This window comes from Bacteroidota bacterium, from assembly GCA_016706255.1.
Taxonomy (GTDB): Bacteria; Bacteroidota; Bacteroidia; order Chitinophagales; family BACL12; genus UBA7236.
Genome location: JADJJZ010000003.1, coordinates 1,144,710 through 1,163,609 on the forward strand (window position 1 = coordinate 1,144,710; position 18,900 = coordinate 1,163,609).

General features: G+C 36.1%; 23 protein-coding genes and 1 pseudogene. 16 read left to right on the forward strand and 8 right to left on the reverse strand.

Translation table 11 applies throughout. The features are described 5' to 3' along the window. Genes IPI65_06785 through queG form a run of 5 tightly spaced genes read left to right on the forward strand, consistent with a single transcriptional unit; the run spans nt 1 to nt 4,334 of the window. Complete coding sequence (locus IPI65_06785) at nt 1–1,212, forward strand: hypothetical protein (GenBank protein ID MBK7441229.1); 1,212 nt, start codon at nt 1–3, stop codon at nt 1,210–1,212. Next, nucleotides 1,178–1,990 (forward strand): glycosyltransferase, encoded by an 813-nt coding sequence (locus IPI65_06790; protein ID MBK7441230.1) that lies wholly within the window; start codon nt 1,178–1,180, stop codon nt 1,988–1,990. The genes IPI65_06785 and IPI65_06790 overlap by 35 nt, the downstream gene beginning before the upstream one ends. Beyond that, the gene (locus IPI65_06795) at nt 1,983–2,735 is read left to right on the forward strand and encodes a glycosyltransferase family 2 protein (GenBank protein ID MBK7441231.1); all 753 of its coding nucleotides are present in this window, start codon (nt 1,983–1,985) and stop codon (nt 2,733–2,735) included. The genes IPI65_06790 and IPI65_06795 overlap by 8 nt, the downstream gene beginning before the upstream one ends. Beyond that, complete coding sequence (locus IPI65_06800) at nt 2,732–3,403, forward strand: NAD(P)H-binding protein (GenBank protein MBK7441232.1); 672 nt, start codon at nt 2,732–2,734, stop codon at nt 3,401–3,403. Before IPI65_06795 ends, IPI65_06800 begins: the two co-directional genes overlap by 4 nt. Beyond that, nucleotides 3,393–4,334: a tRNA epoxyqueuosine(34) reductase QueG gene (queG, locus tag IPI65_06805; protein ID MBK7441233.1), complete on the forward strand. Its 942-nt coding sequence runs from the start codon at nt 3,393–3,395 to the stop codon at nt 4,332–4,334. Before IPI65_06800 ends, queG begins: the two co-directional genes overlap by 11 nt. 49 nt (nt 4,335–4,383) lie before the next feature. Here queG and IPI65_06810 read toward each other — a convergent pair whose 3' ends face one another. Further along, nucleotides 4,384–5,079, reverse strand: a complete 696-nt coding sequence (locus IPI65_06810) for a Bax inhibitor-1/YccA family protein (GenBank protein MBK7441234.1) — start codon at nt 5,077–5,079, stop codon at nt 4,384–4,386. Between the two features lie 178 nt (nt 5,080–5,257). Further along, nucleotides 5,258–5,839 carry a tRNA-(ms[2]io[6]A)-hydroxylase gene (locus IPI65_06815; protein MBK7441235.1) on the reverse strand — a complete coding sequence of 194 codons (582 nt, stop codon included), beginning with the start codon at nt 5,837–5,839 and terminating at the stop codon, nt 5,258–5,260. Nucleotides 5,840–5,865: 26 nt separating this feature from the next. On the opposite strand from IPI65_06815, the gene IPI65_06820 reads away from it, so the two are divergent. The 7 genes from IPI65_06820 (at nt 5,866) to IPI65_06850 (ending at nt 12,179) form a co-directional block, all read left to right on the forward strand. Next, nucleotides 5,866–6,906: a glycosyltransferase family 9 protein gene (locus tag IPI65_06820; protein MBK7441236.1), complete on the forward strand. Its 1,041-nt coding sequence runs from the start codon at nt 5,866–5,868 to the stop codon at nt 6,904–6,906. 284 nt (nt 6,907–7,190) lie between these two features. Continuing rightward, nucleotides 7,191–7,520, forward strand: coding sequence for a hypothetical protein (locus IPI65_06825; protein MBK7441237.1), 330 nt, complete (start codon nt 7,191–7,193; stop codon nt 7,518–7,520). Nucleotides 7,521–7,706: 186 nt separating this feature from the next. Beyond that, complete coding sequence (locus tag IPI65_06830; protein MBK7441238.1) at nt 7,707–8,048, forward strand: hypothetical protein; 342 nt, start codon at nt 7,707–7,709, stop codon at nt 8,046–8,048. A gap of 19 nt (nt 8,049–8,067) precedes the next feature. Next, nucleotides 8,068–8,418 carry a T9SS type A sorting domain-containing protein gene (locus IPI65_06835; protein ID MBK7441239.1) on the forward strand — a complete coding sequence of 117 codons (351 nt, stop codon included), beginning with the start codon at nt 8,068–8,070 and terminating at the stop codon, nt 8,416–8,418. A gap of 376 nt (nt 8,419–8,794) precedes the next feature. After that, nucleotides 8,795–10,198, forward strand: a complete 1,404-nt coding sequence (purB, locus tag IPI65_06840; GenBank protein ID MBK7441240.1) for an adenylosuccinate lyase — start codon at nt 8,795–8,797, stop codon at nt 10,196–10,198. A 574-nt stretch (nt 10,199–10,772) separates the two neighbouring features. Further along, nucleotides 10,773–11,342, forward strand: a complete 570-nt coding sequence (locus IPI65_06845; GenBank protein ID MBK7441241.1) for a transposase — start codon at nt 10,773–10,775, stop codon at nt 11,340–11,342. A 684-nt stretch (nt 11,343–12,026) separates the two neighbouring features. Beyond that, on the forward strand, nt 12,027–12,179 hold the full coding sequence (locus tag IPI65_06850) for a hypothetical protein (GenBank protein ID MBK7441242.1): 153 nt from the start codon (nt 12,027–12,029) through the stop codon (nt 12,177–12,179). Here IPI65_06850 and IPI65_06855 read toward each other — a convergent pair whose 3' ends face one another. After that, nucleotides 12,180–12,647, reverse strand: a complete 468-nt coding sequence (locus IPI65_06855; GenBank protein MBK7441243.1) for a type I restriction enzyme HsdR N-terminal domain-containing protein — start codon at nt 12,645–12,647, stop codon at nt 12,180–12,182. A 35-nt stretch (nt 12,648–12,682) separates the two neighbouring features. Between IPI65_06855 and holA the strand changes: the two genes are divergently transcribed. Beyond that, complete coding sequence (gene holA / locus IPI65_06860; GenBank protein MBK7441244.1) at nt 12,683–13,483, forward strand: DNA polymerase III subunit delta; 801 nt, start codon at nt 12,683–12,685, stop codon at nt 13,481–13,483. On the opposite strand, the gene IPI65_06865 is transcribed toward holA, so the two are convergent. Beyond that, complete coding sequence (locus IPI65_06865; protein ID MBK7441245.1) at nt 13,476–14,405, reverse strand: bifunctional riboflavin kinase/FAD synthetase; 930 nt, start codon at nt 14,403–14,405, stop codon at nt 13,476–13,478. The genes holA and IPI65_06865 overlap by 8 nt on opposite strands. A gap of 45 nt (nt 14,406–14,450) precedes the next feature. Here IPI65_06865 and IPI65_06870 point away from each other — a divergent pair, with 45 nt between their 5' ends. The 3 genes from IPI65_06870 (at nt 14,451) to IPI65_06880 (ending at nt 15,899) form a co-directional block, all read left to right on the forward strand. After that, nucleotides 14,451–14,597 (forward strand): hypothetical protein, encoded by a 147-nt coding sequence (locus tag IPI65_06870; GenBank protein ID MBK7441246.1) that lies wholly within the window; start codon nt 14,451–14,453, stop codon nt 14,595–14,597. Between the two features lie 95 nt (nt 14,598–14,692). Next, the gene (locus IPI65_06875; protein MBK7441247.1) at nt 14,693–15,124 is read left to right on the forward strand and encodes a hypothetical protein; all 432 of its coding nucleotides are present in this window, start codon (nt 14,693–14,695) and stop codon (nt 15,122–15,124) included. Further along, nucleotides 15,027–15,899: a hypothetical protein gene (locus IPI65_06880; protein MBK7441248.1), complete on the forward strand. Its 873-nt coding sequence runs from the start codon at nt 15,027–15,029 to the stop codon at nt 15,897–15,899. The genes IPI65_06875 and IPI65_06880 overlap by 98 nt, the downstream gene beginning before the upstream one ends. Before the next feature lie 21 nt (nt 15,900–15,920). Here the strand turns inward: IPI65_06880 and truB are convergent, their stop codons facing one another. The 4 genes and pseudogenes from truB to IPI65_06900 all read right to left on the reverse strand — a co-directional run bounded on the left by truB (nt 15,921) and on the right by IPI65_06900 (nt 18,528). Continuing rightward, on the reverse strand, nt 15,921–16,634 hold the full coding sequence (gene truB, locus IPI65_06885) for a tRNA pseudouridine(55) synthase TruB (GenBank protein MBK7441249.1): 714 nt from the start codon (nt 16,632–16,634) through the stop codon (nt 15,921–15,923). Nucleotide 16,635: 1 nt separating this feature from the next. Continuing rightward, a pseudogene (locus IPI65_06890) lies at nt 16,636–17,333 on the reverse strand (undecaprenyl-diphosphate phosphatase). 9 nt (nt 17,334–17,342) lie between these two features. Next, nucleotides 17,343–17,492: a DUF3098 domain-containing protein gene (locus IPI65_06895; protein ID MBK7441250.1), complete on the reverse strand. Its 150-nt coding sequence runs from the start codon at nt 17,490–17,492 to the stop codon at nt 17,343–17,345. 154 nt (nt 17,493–17,646) lie between these two features. Then, nucleotides 17,647–18,528 (reverse strand): hypothetical protein, encoded by an 882-nt coding sequence (locus IPI65_06900; protein MBK7441251.1) that lies wholly within the window; start codon nt 18,526–18,528, stop codon nt 17,647–17,649. Nucleotides 18,529–18,900: the final 372 nt, after the last annotated feature.

Genomic DNA, 18,900 nt, shown 5'->3' on the forward strand with positions numbered 1-18,900 from the left:
ATGAAGACCTACTTCGAAAATATTGAATGGTACGATTACCTCATTTTTCTTTTTTACAATGGCGTATTCACCTATTTACTTTATCGGATGGGCGATGTGTTTTTTAATCTCAACAAAAAAACTGTCATCCTGCTGGTTGCCATTTTTCAATTTTACTTTTTTCTGGTAATTGGCGACAGCTTTTTTAATTATCTGCCTTATTTACCCGATACCGATTTATATGCATTTATGATTGGCTCCGGGCAATATCCTGAAACATCATCCGAAAATATCCTGGCCTTATATTATATGACAATATTTATTGGCCTCATTTGTTTGAATAGCCCGGTCATTTATGTGTTTTTCTGCATTTTCTTGTATGTAGTTGCACTGATGTTATTTATCAGAGCATGGAAAGTAGCTAATCCTGAATTTAATGCCGCAGGAGAACGCGCAGCAGCGTTGCTCATGTTACTATGGCCGGCTTCAACTGTTTACATGACGGCACCTTTGCGTGAGGCATTTATTATTTTCGGCTTTGCGTTATTTTTTAACGGATTCATCAATTTTATTTATAAGCAGGAATGGAAATCTTTAATTATTGGCAGTATTTTAATTTGTGCCATTCGTTTGCAATTAATTGTGATGGTATTTCCGGTGCTCGGTGCACTGGCAGTTTATAAATTGCGTGTCTCTAACTTCTTTAAGGGTGCCATATTGGTTACTACGATTATAATAGCCATGCTTGCTTTGCGATATGTTTTGGTAGAACAACCATTATCTCCTTCAACCATGGCTGAATTGCGCAATCGCAACCTGTTAAGTGCAGGCCCGTTAGGTTATGGTAATGTTACATGGACCAGCTATATGGATATGGCACGTGATTATCCGTTTATTATTTTGCAATTTTTGTTTAGTCCTATGCCAATTTTTGTGCAGACAAATCCTACAGATTTACTGGTTCCGTTTTTGGATTGTTTGTTCCTCATTTTTTTACTCATCATAATTTTTACCAAACTCAAATCGCATTTCCGACGCCATTTACCTTTGTTGCTATTTATGGTGTTTTATATAATTTTATTTGGCGGATATGAATATCATCTTGGCGGCGCAGTTCGTCACCGTATGCCATTAATGATTATGTTTATTTTACTCGCTGCTCAAACTGTTGGTAATATTTTATTTAAGCAGAAACCAAATGAAGAAACTGAGCATCCTGCTGTCGACCATTAACGACAGAATATTTGACGCTGCCAGATTGCTGGAACTCAGATTCGACAATTCTGAATTTGTTGTTGTGCACCAGATTACCGATTTAAGTAAATCAGATACTTATAGTAATTTTTACAATAAGTATGCAAATACTGATATTCGTTTTATTCCCATGTATGCAAAAGGAACCGGGAAAAGCCGTAACGCCGCTATGGCCAATGCACAGGGCGAATTGATGTATTTGTGTGATGATGATTTAAACCTGCTGCCGGATTTTTATTCAACAATTATTCAAACGGCAGACAATTATCCGGAAATTGATATTTTTTCATTTAAAATCCGCACTACTGAACAGCAGCCGTTTAAACAATATCCTGCGGAAGCATACAACCATACCATTCGTTCAACAGCAAAGGTGAGTATCGTGGAAATGGTAATTCGCAAATCGGCTTACGATGCCGGTAAAATTCATTTTGATGAACGATTTGGGCTGGCTACTACCTACAATACCGGTGAAGAATTTGTTATGCTCACTGATGCCTTGCGGAAAGGTGCCCGCGCAAGGTTTATTCCGGAATACATTGTTGAACATCCGCCCGTAAGCTCCGGGAAAATATTTAATGAAGAAGTGGCATTCGATAAAGGTGCAATGACAGCCCGTGTTTACGGCTGGAAATTTATTCCTGCAAATGCGATTTTTGCCATCAGAAAATTTAAGGAATATGAAAACAATATCGGATTCTTTAAATTTGTTATACAAATGTATAAAGGCAGTCTGCACTTTTTAAAAAATGACTAATCCACGCGTTTCCATTATTATGCCCGTTTACAATTCGGAAAAGTATCTTCCGGATGCTATACAGAGTGTATTAAATCAAACGTATACGAATTGGGAATTAATTGTTATCGATGATTGCAGCACCGACAGTTCATTTAATTTTATAAAACAAATTGCAGAAGTACATCCACAAATCATTCCATTACAATTGCCCACCAACGGCGGCGCAGCGGTTGCCAGAAATTTGGGTATTGATTATGCGAACGGAAAATATATCGCATTTTTGGACGCAGATGATTTATGGTTACCGGGGAAGCTGAAAATTCAGGTTGATTTTATGGAAAAAAATAATTCCGCAATCTCTTGTACTTATTATGCTGTTTTGAATGAAGCGGGACAACCTACCAATAAAATAATTACCGCTCCGCCAAAAATTACCTATAAACAATTATTAAAAAATAATACTATCGGTTGCCTCACTGCTATGTATAATGTATTAGTTTGTGGAAAACAAAAAATGCCCTTAATCAGAAAACGTCAGGATTACGGCTTATGGCTGAATATTCTTAAAGCCGGACATACTGCCGAAACAATTCCTGAAGTTTTGGCACAATACAGAACCGGAGCTGATTCATTATCCGGAAATAAATTGAAAGTTTTATCTTATAACTGGGAATTACTCAGGAAACATCAGCAACTTTCTTTTTTTTCAGCAGCATATTATTTCTCCTGCTTTTTATGGAATAAAACGTTTAAATACTTATGAGCAACCATCGTGCACTATTGTTTGGCGCTTCGGGATTAACCGGGTCTGTATTGTTACAACAATTATGTAACGATAATTATTATGATGAAGTAATATGTTTTGTTCGCAAACAAATTCATCATCTCCACGATAAGCAACAAAATATTTTAACTGATTTTTCCGACCTGGAAAATTATGCAGCGCTTTATGCAAACGCTGATGTATATTGTTGTTTGGGCACTACAAATAAAAATGTAAATAATAACAAAGAAGCCTATCGCGAAGCAGATATGTACCGACCATTGCGTATTGCTAAACTGGCGAAAAATAATAATGCCCGTCAGTTTTTAATTATTTCGGCTATGGGCGCCAATGCAAAATCATCTATATTTTATAACCGATTGAAGGGCGAATTGCAAGATAAATTAATTGCCATGCAGTTGCCGGGATTACATATTTTTCAACCGTCATTATTATTAGGCGACCGACGTGAAAAAAGGGGAGGGGAGCGGTTTTTTACAACAGTGATGCATTTGGTTAAACCCATATTAGTTGGGGGATGGAAGAAATACCGCGCTATACATGTAAACGATGTTGCGGCTGCAATGTTTATTACTGCAAGAAAAAATCAAAGCGGAAACCATATTTATACTTCCGATAAAATTCAGCAGATTGCCGATGCAGGATAATGTTAAAAAACATATCACACAATTTGTAAAAACCACTGTCGCACAGGCCGGATTTTCATTTTGTGGTATTGCTAAAGCAGAAAAATTAGAAGAGGAAGCGCCTTTGCTCGAAAAATGGCTCCACCGGCAACAACATGGTAAAATGTTATATATGGAAAATTATTTCGATAAACGTCTGGACCCAACCTTACTGGTTCCCGGTGCAAAATCGGTAATTACATTAATGTATAATTATTATGCCGGCACGCCATTATCATCTCCCTATAAAATTGCACAATATGCTTATGGCGAAGATTATCATGATGTAATAAAAAATAAATTAGCGCAAGTAATTACATCCCTCCAACAAGAAATTGGAAATTTTGAAGCACGCATTTTTGTTGATTCCGCACCGGTTTTGGAAAAAGCCTGGGCAAAAAAAAGTGGGGTCGGATGGCAGGGAAAAAATACCAATATTATTAATCCAAAAGCGGGCTCGTTTTTTTTTCTTGCAGAAATAATTTGTGACTTAGAATTAAATTATGATGGTCCCATTAAAGATTATTGCGGAACATGCAATGCCTGCACCGAAGCCTGCCCAACCGGCGCATTAGATACACCGTATCAGATAGATGCATCAAAATGTATTTCCTATTTAACCATCGAATTAAAAGATACTAATATTCCTGAGCAGTTTGCAAGTAAAATGGATAATTGGATATTTGGTTGTGATATTTGTCAAACGGTTTGCCCCTGGAATCGTTTTTCAACAAAACATCAGGAACCTAAGTTTGATGCAAGTGCACAATTGCAGGAAATGGAGCAGCAGGACTGGGAGGAAATTACTGCGGAAGTATTTAATTTACTCTTTAAAAAATCTGCTGTAAAAAGAACAAAATTTACCGGCTTGCAACGTAATATTAAATTTATTGAACCCTATTCAGAAACATAAAAAGCGCCGAAAGTTTCCTATCAGCGCTTTACATATAATTTGTAACTGTTTATTTTCTTCTTCCGAATAAACGCAACAGCATTAAAAATAAATTAATAAAATCGAGGTAAAGTATAAGAGCACCCATTACCGCTTCTTTTCTATCTTCTTCAGTGCCTTCGTTACCTATAATATTCATGTTTTTAATTTTTTGAGTATCATAAGCTGTTAAACCCACAAAAATTAAAATACCGGCATAAGTGGCAATCCAGTATAACATTTCACTTTTCAAAAAGATATTTACTACTGAGGCAATTATTAATCCGAGTAAAGCCATCATTAATAAATTACCCATAGAGGTTAAATCTTTTTTTGTAAAATAGCCGTAAGCACTCATTATTCCGAATGTTCCCGCTGTTACAAAAAATGTAGAAGCAATAGAACCAAGTGTGTAAGCCAGAAATATTACCGAAAGCGTTAATCCGTTTAAAACGGCATAACCGATAAATAATGCTGTTGCACGTTGGGCTGACATTTTTGCAACTGCAGTAGCGAGATAACCCACTAAAACAATTTCTGCGATGATTAATCCAAAAAATAACAATTGGTTGCTCACAATTGCGTAAACCAAACTTGGTGTTCCTGCAACGATATAAGCAATTGCACCGGTAATGGTTAAAGCAAATGCCATCCAGGTATATACTCTGGTCATAAACCGCGCTTGCTCAAGTTGAATATCCCTGAGGGTTAAATTGTTGTCTTGCATATCATTCATAAGGCTGTATTTTTTGCTGTTTTGCTGATTTAAAGTACGAATATATGGATTTTCGTTATTTGGTGGTAATTAGCCAGGGCATTATACCTTAAATACCAACTGTTTAATAACATTTTTTGAATAGATAATATGACGAAAAAGCAGTTAAAATATTGTGCAGCATGCTGATTTAGTGGATGTTTGAGCCACTTAATTCCATTTTTTTCATGACCTCGGCCTCATAATCCAACCATTGTTGCCAGCGAATTTTCACCTTTTCCTTTCCACAATAAGTATTGGCAAGTTCGATAAACAGGGTGTAATGTCCCGCTTCACTAACCATAAATTCGTGATAAAAACTGCGTAAATCGGCATCTTGCAGACCTTCACTCAACAACCTGAATCGTTCGCAGCTTCTGGCTTCTATGAGGGCACACATCAATAATTTTTCTAACAATTGCTGATCGCGGTTGCCACCTTTTATTTGAAATTTGAGTAAGGCTTGCACATAAACATCATTTCGTTGTTTTCCCAATTTCAAGTCGCGCTTTTTTAATTCTTTTAATACCATCCGAAAATGCCCCCATTCCTCCGTAACGATTGGCGACACAGCCTCTACCAGTTCTTCCCTGTCCGGGAATATTTGCACCAGTGATATGCATGAAGAAGCTGCCTTTTGTTCACAATAGGCGTGGTCTGTAAGTATTTCTTCCAGACTTTTTTCCGCAAGATTCACCCAGCGGGGGTCGGTGGGTAATTTTAAGCCTAACATTTCAGATATTTGCTGCAAATTTACAAATGCCCGGAAAGATTCTGATAATCAGGTTTAGCTCAATTGGTGATATTGTGCTCACTACGCCGGTAATTCGTTGTATAAAAACCCATTTTCCAAATGCGGCAATTCACTATGCAACAAAATCGCAATACGTAAGTTTACTGGAAGCAAATCCGGATATCGATAAAATTCATGCCTTTGAGGATAAAAAATTACCCGACCTCTTAGCACGTTTAGATGCAGAAAAGTTTGATTTAATTATTGATTTACATCATAACCTCAGAACATTTTTAATTAAAACAAATTTAGGTATTGAACATCGCTCATTTAATAAATTAAATTTTAAAAAATGGCTGATGGTAAAATTCAAAATCAACAAATTGCCTGCAAAACATATTGTTGACCGCTATCTTGAAACAACTAAAGATTTTGGGGTAACAAATGATGGTAATGGACTGGATTATTTTATACCATCTCAAGCACATGTTGACATAACAACTTTACCCGAAAACTTTCACCGCGGATATATAGCATTTGTTATTGGTGCAATGCACAACACAAAAAAATTACCTTTAAATAAAGCAATTGAATTGTGTAATCAGTTGAAATATCCTATTATTTTAATTGGCGGGAAAGAAGATGCTGCAATGGGTGAATCAATTGTTACACAATCATCAAACAACATGTATAATGCCTGCGGAAAATATACACTGAACCAAAGTGCTTCCATTTTACAACAGGCACAAAAAGTAATTGCACATGATACGGGAATGATGCATATTGCCGCAGCATTAAAAAAAGATATTATTTCAATCTGGGGCAACACCATTCCAGAATTTGGTATGTATCCTTATTTTGGTAATACCAATTCACTCCAAACACAACGGGCTTCCCATAAAATTTTAGAAGTAAACGGACTAAGCTGTCGCCCCTGCTCCAAAATCGGTTTTGAAGTCTGCCCCAAAGGCCATTTTAACTGTATGCAGTTGCAGGATTTTAGATTGATTGGGGGTGAAGGTGGGAATTTACGTGGTCCAAAGCAGTGTAATTGTAAGTTATTTTAATAAAAATATATATTATACATAAGTCAACTTTTTAGATTACCCTAAAAAAGTAATTCCACTAAAATGACATGACTATAACAAATTAAATTTTTAAATTATGTGAAAATTTGTAATTTTCAAAAATAAGTAATATAAACACCATTGCCTAAAAATTAGCCGGTTAATATCGGTGAATTTAAATTAGGATTTTATTATTTTCAAATAATTGCAGTATTCTTGATTTAAAATAATTTTCAGATATTAGAATAAACACGATGATTAAATATTTCTATTTAATACTATTCATGATACTCCAACGATCATGTTTTTCTCAGTGGGAATTAATCTATGAAAATGATGATGTTGGTTGTTTGCGTGATATGGTATTTACTAATTCTATAGATGGATTCATTGTTGGAGGGCAAAAGCATATAATTACTACCACTAATGCGGGTGCAACATGGGATGTTGACTCAACCTACAATGGAAGTGACTTTAGAATTATAGACTTCATTAATCAAGACACTGGTTTAATTTGTTGTAACCCATATTCTGGAGATGGAAATGTATTAATTACGAATGATGGAGGAGCATCTTGGTATGCGCCAGTTTTAGATAACTCTGTCTTTTGCTGACATGGAATTGGTTCCTGAGGGCAATGTAATTTATGCAGGTGTTACCGGTTCATTTGGTTATAGTTTTATTTCGAGAATTATTATAGAATAATATTTGGTCAACAATTGTAGACCCGGCTATTAATATTTGGACAATTACTCTTAAATGTAAGCAATGGGTATTTAACTGGGAGTTTAGTTCAGATATTGCGAGCAACAGTTTATAAAACAATTGATGGTGGTTACACATGGTATATTAATGAAAACATGTATGGTCCACTTTATAGCATTACATTCCCTTCAGATTCTGTAGGTTATGGATTAGGGTATGAAAGTCGAGTTTGGAAAACAATAGATTTTGGTGAAAGCTGGACGATGTTGCCATACGATTTTGGTGGATATGATTTTAATGATATAGACTTAGGGATTTCAGGAATCTATTTTTATAATGACACAATTGGGTATATAAAAGCTACTTATAACGATTTAGGGAAAGTTGATATCTTGCGAACAAATGATGGTGGAAATAGTTGGTATCCACATCGATAAACGACCTAATTTCAATGATATGGGACAGTTCGTTTGCACTGGATTCGACACCTGCTATGCAATTAGTTGTTATAAAATATACAAAACAACAAATGGTGGCGGAATAGATACAACAACTTCTGTAATAAATGAAAACCATCACTCTGATTTTAATATTTCACCCAACCCTGCTACGGATTATATTAAGCTATATTTTTTAAAAAATATTCACCTTGAAAATATTTATTCATACAACTTATATGGCCAAGTGGTAAGCGTTGAATTCAATGAATCGGGAATTGCGGACATCACAAACCTAAATTCCGGAATTTACTTCACTCTAATTTCAACAAGTACTGGAACACAAGTAAAAAAATGGATAAAAAAATAAGTTAGGAATATAATTTATCCACTTTGATGGTACAGTAAATCTAAAATTTCTGCTTGGAGACTACACGGAAGAAGCATCATGAATACATGACTTATATAATTGATGTATCCAAAAAATATTCGCCAATGGAGAAAGTGGTAGAGAATGCTGCAGGACTGATTAGAGCTTAAATCTAATAAAACCTGCAACCAGTAGATTTCATTATTTTTAAATAAACCATTACCCAGGTAAATTGCAAATTAGCTCGGTTGGGCGGTTTTTCTTGGATTTTTAAGCCATAATGTCAATTTATATAAATTTTTGGCATGGATTCCCCCCTCCAATCCCCTCAAATCCCCCTATTTTCCGTAACTTTGCACCCTAAAATTTGAATCCAATGGATGAACGCGAATTGTTGAATATTTCGCCTATAGATGGCCGTTACCACAGTAAAGTAGCTGAACTGGGTCAGTATTTCTCAGAATATGCTCTGATGAAGTTCAGAATTTATGTGGAGGTGGAATATTTTATCGCCATGACGGAATTGCCCATTCAACAATTAAAAGACTTCGATTCCGACAATAGAGGTAAGTTAAGAAATATTTATAAGAAATTTAATGTTGAAGAATGTCAGCAAATTAAAGCCATTGAAAGTAAAATTAATCACGACGTAAAAGCGGTTGAATATTTTATAAAAGATAAATTTGATGAATTAGGTTTCGGAAAATGGAAAGAATTTATTCATTTTGGTTTAACCTCTCAGGATATTAATAATACCGCTATCCCCATTTCATTGCGCGATGCATTGATTGATGTATATGCTCCATTGCTGGAAGATTTAATTAATACGTTGAGTGAATTAGCCATTCAGTGGACTAAAATACCAATGCTTGCACGAACACACATGGTCAGCCCGGCTTCACCAACAATGCTGGGTAAAGAAGTAAGGGTATTTATTGAGCGCCTTAGTAAACAACGTAATGTATTTAATGCCATTCCGTTTAGTGCAAAATTTGGTGGTGCTACCGGTAATTTTAATGCACATTTTGTTGCTTATCCCGATATCGACTGGATTTCTTTCGCCGATGATTTTGTTTCTTCACGTTTAGGTTTGGAACGCTGCCGTTATACCACACAAATTGAACATTATGATAATATGGCAGCCGCATTTGATGGCTTAAAAAGAATTAATACGATTTTAATTGATATGAGCCGCGACTTCTGGACATATATTTCGATGGATTATTTTAAACAGCGCATTAATAAAGATGAAGTAGGTTCTTCAGCGATGCCGCATAAAGTAAATCCAATCGATTTCGAAAATGCAGAAGGTAATTTAGGTATCGCCAATGCAATGTTTGAACACCTTTCTGCAAAATTACCGATTTCCCGATTACAGCGCGATTTAACAGATTCAACTGTATTGCGCAACATCGGAGTGCCAATGGCGCACACCATCCTCGCATTTAAATCGATTTCCCGTGGATTAAAAAAATTACAAGTGAATGAAACAAAAATTCACGACGATTTAGATAACAACTGGGCCGTAATTGCCGAAGCCATTCAAACAATTCTCCGCAGAGAAAATTACCCCCAACCATACGAAGCATTAAAAAACCTAACCCGCAACGGTCAAACCATTACAAAAGCTACCATGCAGGAATTCATAAACGGTTTAGATGTAACTGAAGACATAAAAGAACAATTACGCGGCATAACCCCATTTAATTATACTGGGGATGCGCTATTTTTAATTATAAAAATCAATATCAATATCAATATCAATCCTAACCGGCATTAATACATTATAAATAAAACAGCGTCAATCTTTAATAAACCCATTTATACATTATTATAAAAAAATCAGCGAGCATCTTTTAAAAATCCATTAACACAATATAAAAATCAGCCAACCCGGGTTCCGTTCCAAACTCCATTTATCAATATAAAAAAATCAGCGAGTTTCATTTAAAAATCTATTTATACATTCTAAAAAATCAGCCTAAATCCAACAAAATCCGCGACCCGCTTGCCGGGTTCAGCGCCTGCCTGCCGGTAGGCAGGTTCCCCAAAAAATCCATCAAACCACAATAAAAAAATCAGCCCAATCACCAATCCCGATAGCTATCGCATAGGCGTCAACTAAATTGTACAATAAAAACGCCAGGAGCGTGGATTGGTCTACATTAGAGCTTGTACAAATAAATATGGAAAACGAGTTTCGTAATTAATATGTCTAGTAAAAAAAACGAACCCATTTTCCACAAGCCAAAAATACTAAAGTTGGCTTAATAAGTAATGCTGAAATTTCTCGACAAGCCCGGCTTACGGGTTTTGCAAAGCATCAAAATAGTAAAATTAAAGCGTGTCATTTATTGACATCGTTTTTCGCATTGGTAGCTAAAAGTGAAAAAAGTTATGCCAGTTGGGCAAGTGCCTTGTCCGGTGTAATAGGCCAGCCAGTAAGCAAACAGGCCCTTTTCAAAAGGATGAATACCGCTTGGGTTAATTTGTTAAAAATACTGCTCCAACTCGTTTTAACTAAACATTTAGGTGCACCAACTAAAAAGGGAAAGTTCAAATTATTTCGTAATGTTTATTTGCAAGATAGCACGGCAATTAAACTTCCGGACTTTATGAATAGCCTTTTTCCCGGCAATTATAGTAAAGGCAAGCAAAAATCAGTTGCAAAAATCAACGTTGTTATGAATGCAATTACAGGACTATGTACACATTTTAATATAACTGGATTTACAACAAATGAACAATGTTTATCGGCAACCATATTGGATATTGCCAAAAAAGGTGATTTAGTAATACGTGACTTAGGATATTACTCGCTGCAAGTTTTGAAAAATGATTGCTACAGGTATTTACTTTATAAGCAGGCAACGCTTTTAATACCAATTTGTATGACCCAAAAACGATGGAACTGCTATCAGTAATGAAATTGATAAAGAGAAAAAATTATGTTGATATAAACTTGCTCTGTGGCAAAACAAATAAGTTACCAATAAGGTTGGTGGCAATAAAGCTGGATAGCAAAACAACAGAAAGAAAAATCCGCAAAGCTAGGCAGGATAGGATAAACGGCTAAATCACTCAAAAGAATTTTATACTGCTTTAGGGTATATAATTTTTATAACCAACATTAATAAATCAGATTATGCGGCACAGGACATATCAGATTTATACCATGCTCTTGGCAGATAGAACTATTATTTAAAGTTGGAAAACAGGTATTAAGATTGAATCGATAATTTGAATGATCAAATAAACACAATACGAATCGAAGCTGTGTTATACATGATCCTACTTTATATTGCATGGTTTGAGGTTCACATTTACCTACCAATTAAGATTGAGGCTTATAAAAACATAAAAAAATAATCAGCAAGTAAAACTCGCATCATTTGTTATAAAACAGTATGGCCAATTTTACGCCGCTGTTTTAAGCCTCCAAACGATAGAACAAATCATCTATTACTGTTGCCATGAAAAACGTAAGAGAATCAACGCCACTGAACATTTTAACTAATTAATGAACACTTTTGGTTGACGCCTATGCGATAGCTATCGGGACCGCGACCCGCCTGCCGGGTTCAGCGTTCCCTCCTTAACGTCGAAATATGCCCACCACACCCCTCATCGAAAACATAGATTATTATATAAACAAAGACGGCCTCCTAGTCTTCACCGAAAAATACTTACTGGAACGCGGTTACTGTTGCGGAAACGGATGTTTACATTGCCCTTACAATCATAAAGAAGTAAAAAAATAATTATTCGGATTTTAATTTGGGTAATAAAACCGAAAGCTCCGGCAATTGTTCTAAAAAAGTAACCTTACCTTTTTCTAAATCCACACTACAACCAATATTAGTTTTTCCATTGGTAACCCATAAATAGGGCACTTTTAATTTTAAATTATACCGCGCAATCTGATCAAATGTTTTTTGAGTGATGCGCACTTCCGGTGCCTTACATTCCACAATCAACAACGGAGCACCGTTATGATTATATAACACAATATCAGTTCGTTTACTCAGTTCATTTAATACCAGTTGCTTTTCGAGGCTGATGAGCGATTTGGGAAAACCATAATCATTGATTAGGTAATGCACAATATGCTGGCGCACCCATTCCTCGGGCGTTAGCACCACATTTTTTTTTCTGATGATGTCGAAAATGAACTGCTGTGCTGCCTCCGATGTAATGTTGAAATCGTATTTCGAAAAGCGGATTTCCATGCCGCCGTAAATTTACAATTAATTAGCTTTGCACTATGGACTACCGCGACCTGATTGCCGATATCCTCCGCGAAGCACAAATGATGAAAACCCGTGGCAGTGAACTCGACAAGCTGGAAACTTATGTTGAACGTGCATCACCAACCACTATTTTGGTTATTTGTTATAAGGACGGAAAATATGATGCGCGTAAAAAATTATTCAAACAAATAAAGGAAAAAGGACTGGTTTACGAATCAGAAACTTTAAAGGAAGCAGATGTGCCGATTTTTATTGATAATTATTTAAAAAGAAAAAAGGTAACGGCAGATAGTAAAGCTATAAGGGTCCTCATTGATTACCTCGGCACCGATTTGTCGAAAATGACTAATGAGCTCGATAAATTATGTATTAACCTTCCGGCTAACGGACAAATTACTGTTGAGCAGATTGAAAAAAATATTGGTATCAGCAAAGATTATAATGTGTACGAATTACAAAGTGCACTGCTCATGAAAAATGCTACTAAAGTATTTACTATTGTAGATTATATTAATGATAACCCGAAGGCAAATCCGTTTATTCTTACCATTGCCAATATACACGCAGCTTATCAAAAATTATATCATTTAATTTTAGGGGGTGATGTTACCGATTTCGATATGTTTAAAATTTACGGCATACATTCATCTCAAAAAAATGAATTTCGAAATGCCCGCAAACACTATAGCAGAGAGCGTGTAGAGGAAATTTTCGAACTGATATTACAATACGATTTACGCTCCAAAGGTGTTGAAAACGGGGAAACAGAACACGGTGCCCTGCTCAAAGAATTAACTTATAAATTGATTAGTTAATTAATAAAGTTGCAGCAGCTTTATCTTCGTTCATTGCTGCTACTAGTGCATCTACACTTTCGAATTTTTTATCTTTTCTGATAAATGCCAAAAATTCAACTGTTATCGTTTCACCATAAATGGTATCGCTGAAATTCAGGATATTTACCTCAATCCGTTTTTCAGTTTTATTAAACGTAGGTCTTGTGCCAATACTCAATAATCCATAATATTTATTCGGATTATTTTTAATATGCACAGCAGTCAGGTAAACACCATCTGCAGGTATCAGCTTATTACTTTCTTCAACATAAATATTTGCAGTTGGGAAACCCAGTGTTCTGCCAATTTGATCGCCCTTAATTACAGGACCGGAAATTTCATAATGATAACCCAGTAAGTCGTTCGCTTCACTGATATTTCCTTCTTTTAAATAATTTCTGATTTTTGAAGAACTTACCGTAACGCTATCGATTACATGTGCAGGAATTTCTTCAATTTGAATAGCATAATCACCGGCAATTTTTTTCAGCAAATGAATATCTCCGGAACGGTCTTTCCCGAATTTATGGTCATAGCCAAATACAATAATTGCAGGATGAAATTTTCCGATCAAAAATGTTTTGGCATAGTCCTCTGGACTAATTTCTGAAAACTCGCGCGAAAACGGTACTACAACAACAACATCTACACCGTATTGCTCCAGAATTTTAATTTTTTCCTCTAATGTGGTCAAATAATAAACAGGTGATTCAGGGGTGATGATATGTCGCGGATGGGGATGAAATGTAATAATCACACTTTTACCACCAATAGCTTTGGCCGAAGCCGTAATTTTTTGGATAATTTCGTAATGGCCGGTATGCACCCCATCAAACGTACCAATGGTAATTACTGAGCCCGAGAGGTCGGGAAGCTGATTTAAATCTCTTAAAACTTGCATATCACGCAACAAATGTAAAGATTTGTAGCCCATTAATTTCTATCGATGACTAACAGCCCTGTGCATAAACCTTATTATGATAACATCTATCTGTTTATAGGGTTATTGTTTACGGCTTACCTGAGTGCAAGGGCGATTATTATTCCCATGACGATAGATGAGGCAGGAACCTATTTTAATTATCGCCGCTGAAGGTTTGGGATATTATTTTTTATACTAAAGATTCCTCCCCAAACAACCATGTTTTAAATACCCTGGGCATTAAATTATTTACACAATTATTTGGGGTGACTCCCTTTACGGTGCGACTCACCAATTTACTGGCATTTGTATTGTATTTTTTTGTATCGGTTGAATTATTAAAAAAAATCAGAAATGAATTTTGGTTTGTATTATGCGGTATTTTCATATTGGTTTGTAACCCTTACCTCCTCGATTTTTTCGCCTTAGCCCGCGGTTACGGTTTGTCTATCGGGTTAATGGTATTGTCCATTTATAAGTTCTACCAATATCTCACCCAAAAAAATATACATCATTTAACCTATACCTACATTAGCGCAGCTTTAGCCGTTCTTGCTAATTTTACCCTGCAATTATTACCTGGTATTGGTGTTTTTAACTATGGTTATTATTTTAACCGAATCGAACAAAAAAGATATTTTCAAAAAAATATTACCTGTTTTTTTAACCACTATAGTATTGGCTGCACTCATCTATAATCCAATAAAAAAAATGGTGAGCACCGACCAGTTTGTATATTGGGGAACCGAGAGTTTTTATAAATCTACACTACTGCCATTGGTAGATGCAATGCGCTACAGTAAACTATATTTTGGAATTAAACCCGCTACTGTTTTCACCATACTATTTATCATTGTATACATCGGTTTAAGTGCTTATGTAATTCAACAGTTTATCAAACATCGTTTAAAAGCCTTAGCAAATTTTGGCATAATCTGTTACCTTGTTTTGAGCGGTATTGTCACCGTTACAATTTTACAGTTCTATCTCATCGATGTCCCCTTCCTGAATGCCCGTGGTGCGGTATTTATGTATCCAATATTTGCACTTATTGTAATTATTACAATAAGTAACATCTTTACCCAAAAGCAACGCCTGAGAAACCTCATTTTAGCGGTATTTTTATGTATTGGACTAATCCACTTTTTTAACACAGCCAACTTTAGGTTTTACCGCGACTGGTGGTTCGATGCGCATACAAAGGACGTGCTAACATGGATAGATGAACATCATCCCCAAAAAGAAAAAGTTACCTTAAACTGTTCCTGGATTTTTAATAACTCATTACATTTTCATAAAGATGTAAGTAATTTTTATAATTTGGAATTAGCAACGTTTAATCATGATATACAACCGGATGGAAATTACATGTATTATTATTGTCAGCGCGGCGAAGTTGAAGCACTCAGTAAAAATTACGTAGAATTATTCAGCTACCACTACGGTGAGTTTGTATTAATGCAACATAAATAACTGGGTCTGCGGTAAAAAAAATTATAACGATTCGTCCGTTTTTGCAACAATAATTCCTTTCAACAAGGTTTCCATTTCAATAGCATCGTCAATTAAAAATTCGCCAACACGGGTTCTGCAAAGTGCAGTTAAATAACCACCGCAGCCCAAAAATTTACCGAAATCAAATGCAAGTGAGCGAATATAAGTGCCCTTACTACAATGCACTAAAAAATCTACTTCAGGCAAACGAATACCGGTAATTTCAAATTTAAAAAGCGTTATTGTTCGCGTTTTTAATTCAACTGTTTCGCCTTCGCGGGCATAGTTATAAGCGCGAATACCATTTACCTGAACCGATGAATAAACCGGCGGCATTTGTTCCTGCTCGCCAATAAATTGTTGTGCTGCAGCATAAATTTTTTCTTCAGTAATTCCATCTAAAGAAAACGTTTCCGACACCGCAGTTTCAGCATCATAACTTGGTGTGTTGGCGCCTAATGTAATTGTTCCGGTATATTCTTTATCTAAGCCCTGTAAAGATTCCGTACGTTTGGTGGCTTTGCCGGTAAGTAATAATAATAAGCCGGTTGCCAATGGATCGAGTGTTCCGGCATGACCGATTTTCATTTTTTTATCGCTGCAATAACGTTTAATTGGTAAACGCAATTTTGCAACTACGTCGTGGCTCGTCCAGCGTAATGGTTTATTAATTAAAATAATTTTTCCTTCGATTAATTCCTGAGGTGTAAACATATTATACAATCTGCAAATCGTAACCCAAAGCAAGTAATACTAAAATAACGGTGCCCACAATAATGCGATAATAACCAAATATTTTAAATCCTTTTTTGGTGAGGAAATTAACAAAACTGCGCATGGCAAAAATTGCAATAATAAATGCAACCACATTACCTATAATTAATGGCGTGTAATCGGCAGAAGTAAATCCCGGGCCATCGCTGTATAATTTATACAATGTATATCCTGTTGCGGCAAACATGGTTGGCACGGCAAGAAAAAATGAAAATTCTGCAGCTACTTTTCGGGTGAGTTTTTGTGTTAATCCGCCAATAATTGTTGCGGCAGAACGTGATACACCCGAACCATGGCAATACATTGAAATACGCCAATCACAAATGCGTTTTTATACGTTACATTTTCGAGCATGGCATCAATTTGATCGCCTAATAAAAATCCCAAAATGGCAGCAGGAATAAATCCGACAAATAGTTTGAAATAAAAATTTACACTTTGAAAAAATTTCTTCCAGTATAAAACGACCACCGATAAAATAGCGCCAAATTGAATAGCAACGGTATACGATTTTGTAAAATCATCGTGCGCAATGCCCATGAGCGATGAAGCAATAATCATGTGGCCGGTAGACGACACGGGTAAAAATTCAGTTATTCCTTCCACGATGGCAAGAACAACCGCTTCGATAATGGTCATAAGGATGTATTATTTTTTTGATCTGTGAAACACAGCGTAGATCTCAATGGTAAAACCAAGTATAACAACAATTGGTGCAACAGTAATTCTGGTGGTGCTATAAACCTCATCCGGATTAAACACATTAGGGTCGTCGCTTTTGCCGCCGCTCATCAACATAAATCCGATAATGATTACAACTAAATCCAACACCAATAAGTATATAATTTTCTCTGCCCAAAACCATTTTACCAGTGGTAGCAGGAGCTGTTGATTTTGGGTTGTCTTTCTTAGCGGGTTGCTGATTTTCCATTCTTGCTGCAAATTTTAATTATTAATACAGTTCATCCAGTTTCATCCTGATATATTTATGAACTGAGTTTCTAGTGCTGAACCAGGTAATGAGCACCCCCACCCCAATCAGCATTAAAAATGTAAAAATAAAACCTCTTTTGATAGTACCGTTACTAAAATCCCAATAATTGAAATTATTATGCACATAAATCACCCCAATCAGCAATAAAAGCAGGGCTATAAAGGCCGAAACCAGTCCGTTAATCACACTTCGGCGCACATAAGGCCCCGTTATAAATGACCGTGTGGCACCCACCAGTTGCATACTGCGCACCAAAAAGCGGTTGCTATACATGCTCAGGCGTATGGTTTTATCGATAATGGCAATGGAAATTAATAAAAACAGGATGCTAAACCCGGCAATAATAAATCCTGCTATTTTCAGGTCATTATCCACCGAACTGATGAGTTCCTCATTGGCTCTTGTATGGGTAACTTCAGGATATAATTGCAATTTTTCTCTGAACAATTTAATCGAATCAACATTCACCGCAGAAGCGTCCAAAGTCACGTCTACCGAGGCCGGCAGCGGATTTACATCGCCTAAAATTTCGGTAGGATCCTCATTAAACTTGTCCTCAAACAATTTCATCGCATCATCCTTCGAAATAAATTTTGTCGCCTTAACACTCGACTCCGATTCAATTTTTTTGAGCAGTTTATCAATGTCGGTCTGCGTCAAACCCTCCTTCAAATAAGCCGAAATAACCATATCTTCCTTGATATTAGCCTCTTCATACTTAAATGAAATAAACAAAATGCTCATCAACCCCAACATCAATAATGCAAGGGAAGTAATGAGAATAGAGTTGATATAATGCGTTTGTTTACGCTGCAGCGATTTACCTACCTGTTGCGACATTGAGGCAAATTTAAGCCATAACCTCCTTGCCCGCAATGCCTTAACATGTTAGTAACTCAATGCATTGTGGTGAATTGTAGATAATTAGCAAATTAGCCGATTAGCAAATTAGCTAATGGGGTGAGTCGTTAGGTTGGACTTTTAAGTAAAATTGAAATTTAGGTTATGGGTTAGGAGCAGGGTTAATTATTAGGGTAAATCGCAGCTCGAATGTAAATCTTAGTCCCTTATCCGTTGTTCCAATGGTACTTCATCTCGGGCTAATATTGATTAGCCTCAACGTGAGCTACGAAATTAATTTTTACTCCAAATCGGCTGTTCCATTGGTACAGCTGCACATTAATTTTAAACCCTAATGGAGCCGAATTTCAA

Bases quoted from the DNA above. Each gene is read 5' to 3' on its own strand.
- IPI65_06785 (MBK7441229.1), top strand. From the start codon at position 1: ATGAAGACCTACTTCGAAAATATTGAATGGTACGATTACCTCATTTTT.
- IPI65_06790 (MBK7441230.1), top strand. From the start codon at position 1,178: ATGAAGAAACTGAGCATCCTGCTGTCGACCATTAACGACAGAATATTT.
- IPI65_06795 (MBK7441231.1), top strand. From the start codon at position 1,983: ATGACTAATCCACGCGTTTCCATTATTATGCCCGTTTACAATTCGGAA.
- IPI65_06800 (MBK7441232.1), top strand. From the start codon at position 2,732: ATGAGCAACCATCGTGCACTATTGTTTGGCGCTTCGGGATTAACCGGG.
- queG (MBK7441233.1), top strand. From the start codon at position 3,393: ATGCAGGATAATGTTAAAAAACATATCACACAATTTGTAAAAACCACT.
- IPI65_06810 (MBK7441234.1), bottom strand. From the start codon at position 5,079: ATGCAAGACAACAATTTAACCCTCAGGGATATTCAACTTGAGCAAGCG.
- IPI65_06815 (MBK7441235.1), bottom strand. From the start codon at position 5,839: ATGTTAGGCTTAAAATTACCCACCGACCCCCGCTGGGTGAATCTTGCG.
- IPI65_06820 (MBK7441236.1), top strand. From the start codon at position 5,866: ATGCCCGGAAAGATTCTGATAATCAGGTTTAGCTCAATTGGTGATATT.
- IPI65_06825 (MBK7441237.1), top strand. From the start codon at position 7,191: ATGATACTCCAACGATCATGTTTTTCTCAGTGGGAATTAATCTATGAA.
- IPI65_06835 (MBK7441239.1), top strand. From the start codon at position 8,068: ATGGGACAGTTCGTTTGCACTGGATTCGACACCTGCTATGCAATTAGT.
- purB (MBK7441240.1), top strand. From the start codon at position 8,795: ATGGATGAACGCGAATTGTTGAATATTTCGCCTATAGATGGCCGTTAC.
- IPI65_06850 (MBK7441242.1), top strand. From the start codon at position 12,027: ATGCCCACCACACCCCTCATCGAAAACATAGATTATTATATAAACAAA.
- IPI65_06855 (MBK7441243.1), bottom strand. From the start codon at position 12,647: ATGGAAATCCGCTTTTCGAAATACGATTTCAACATTACATCGGAGGCA.
- holA (MBK7441244.1), top strand. From the start codon at position 12,683: ATGGACTACCGCGACCTGATTGCCGATATCCTCCGCGAAGCACAAATG.
- IPI65_06865 (MBK7441245.1), bottom strand. From the start codon at position 14,405: ATGCAAGTTTTAAGAGATTTAAATCAGCTTCCCGACCTCTCGGGCTCA.
- IPI65_06870 (MBK7441246.1), top strand. From the start codon at position 14,451: ATGACTAACAGCCCTGTGCATAAACCTTATTATGATAACATCTATCTG.
- IPI65_06880 (MBK7441248.1), top strand. From the start codon at position 15,027: ATGGTTATTATTTTAACCGAATCGAACAAAAAAGATATTTTCAAAAAA.
- truB (MBK7441249.1), bottom strand. From the start codon at position 16,634: ATGTTTACACCTCAGGAATTAATCGAAGGAAAAATTATTTTAATTAAT.
- IPI65_06895 (MBK7441250.1), bottom strand. From the start codon at position 17,492: ATGTTGATGAGCGGCGGCAAAAGCGACGACCCTAATGTGTTTAATCCG.
- IPI65_06900 (MBK7441251.1), bottom strand. From the start codon at position 18,528: ATGTCGCAACAGGTAGGTAAATCGCTGCAGCGTAAACAAACGCATTAT.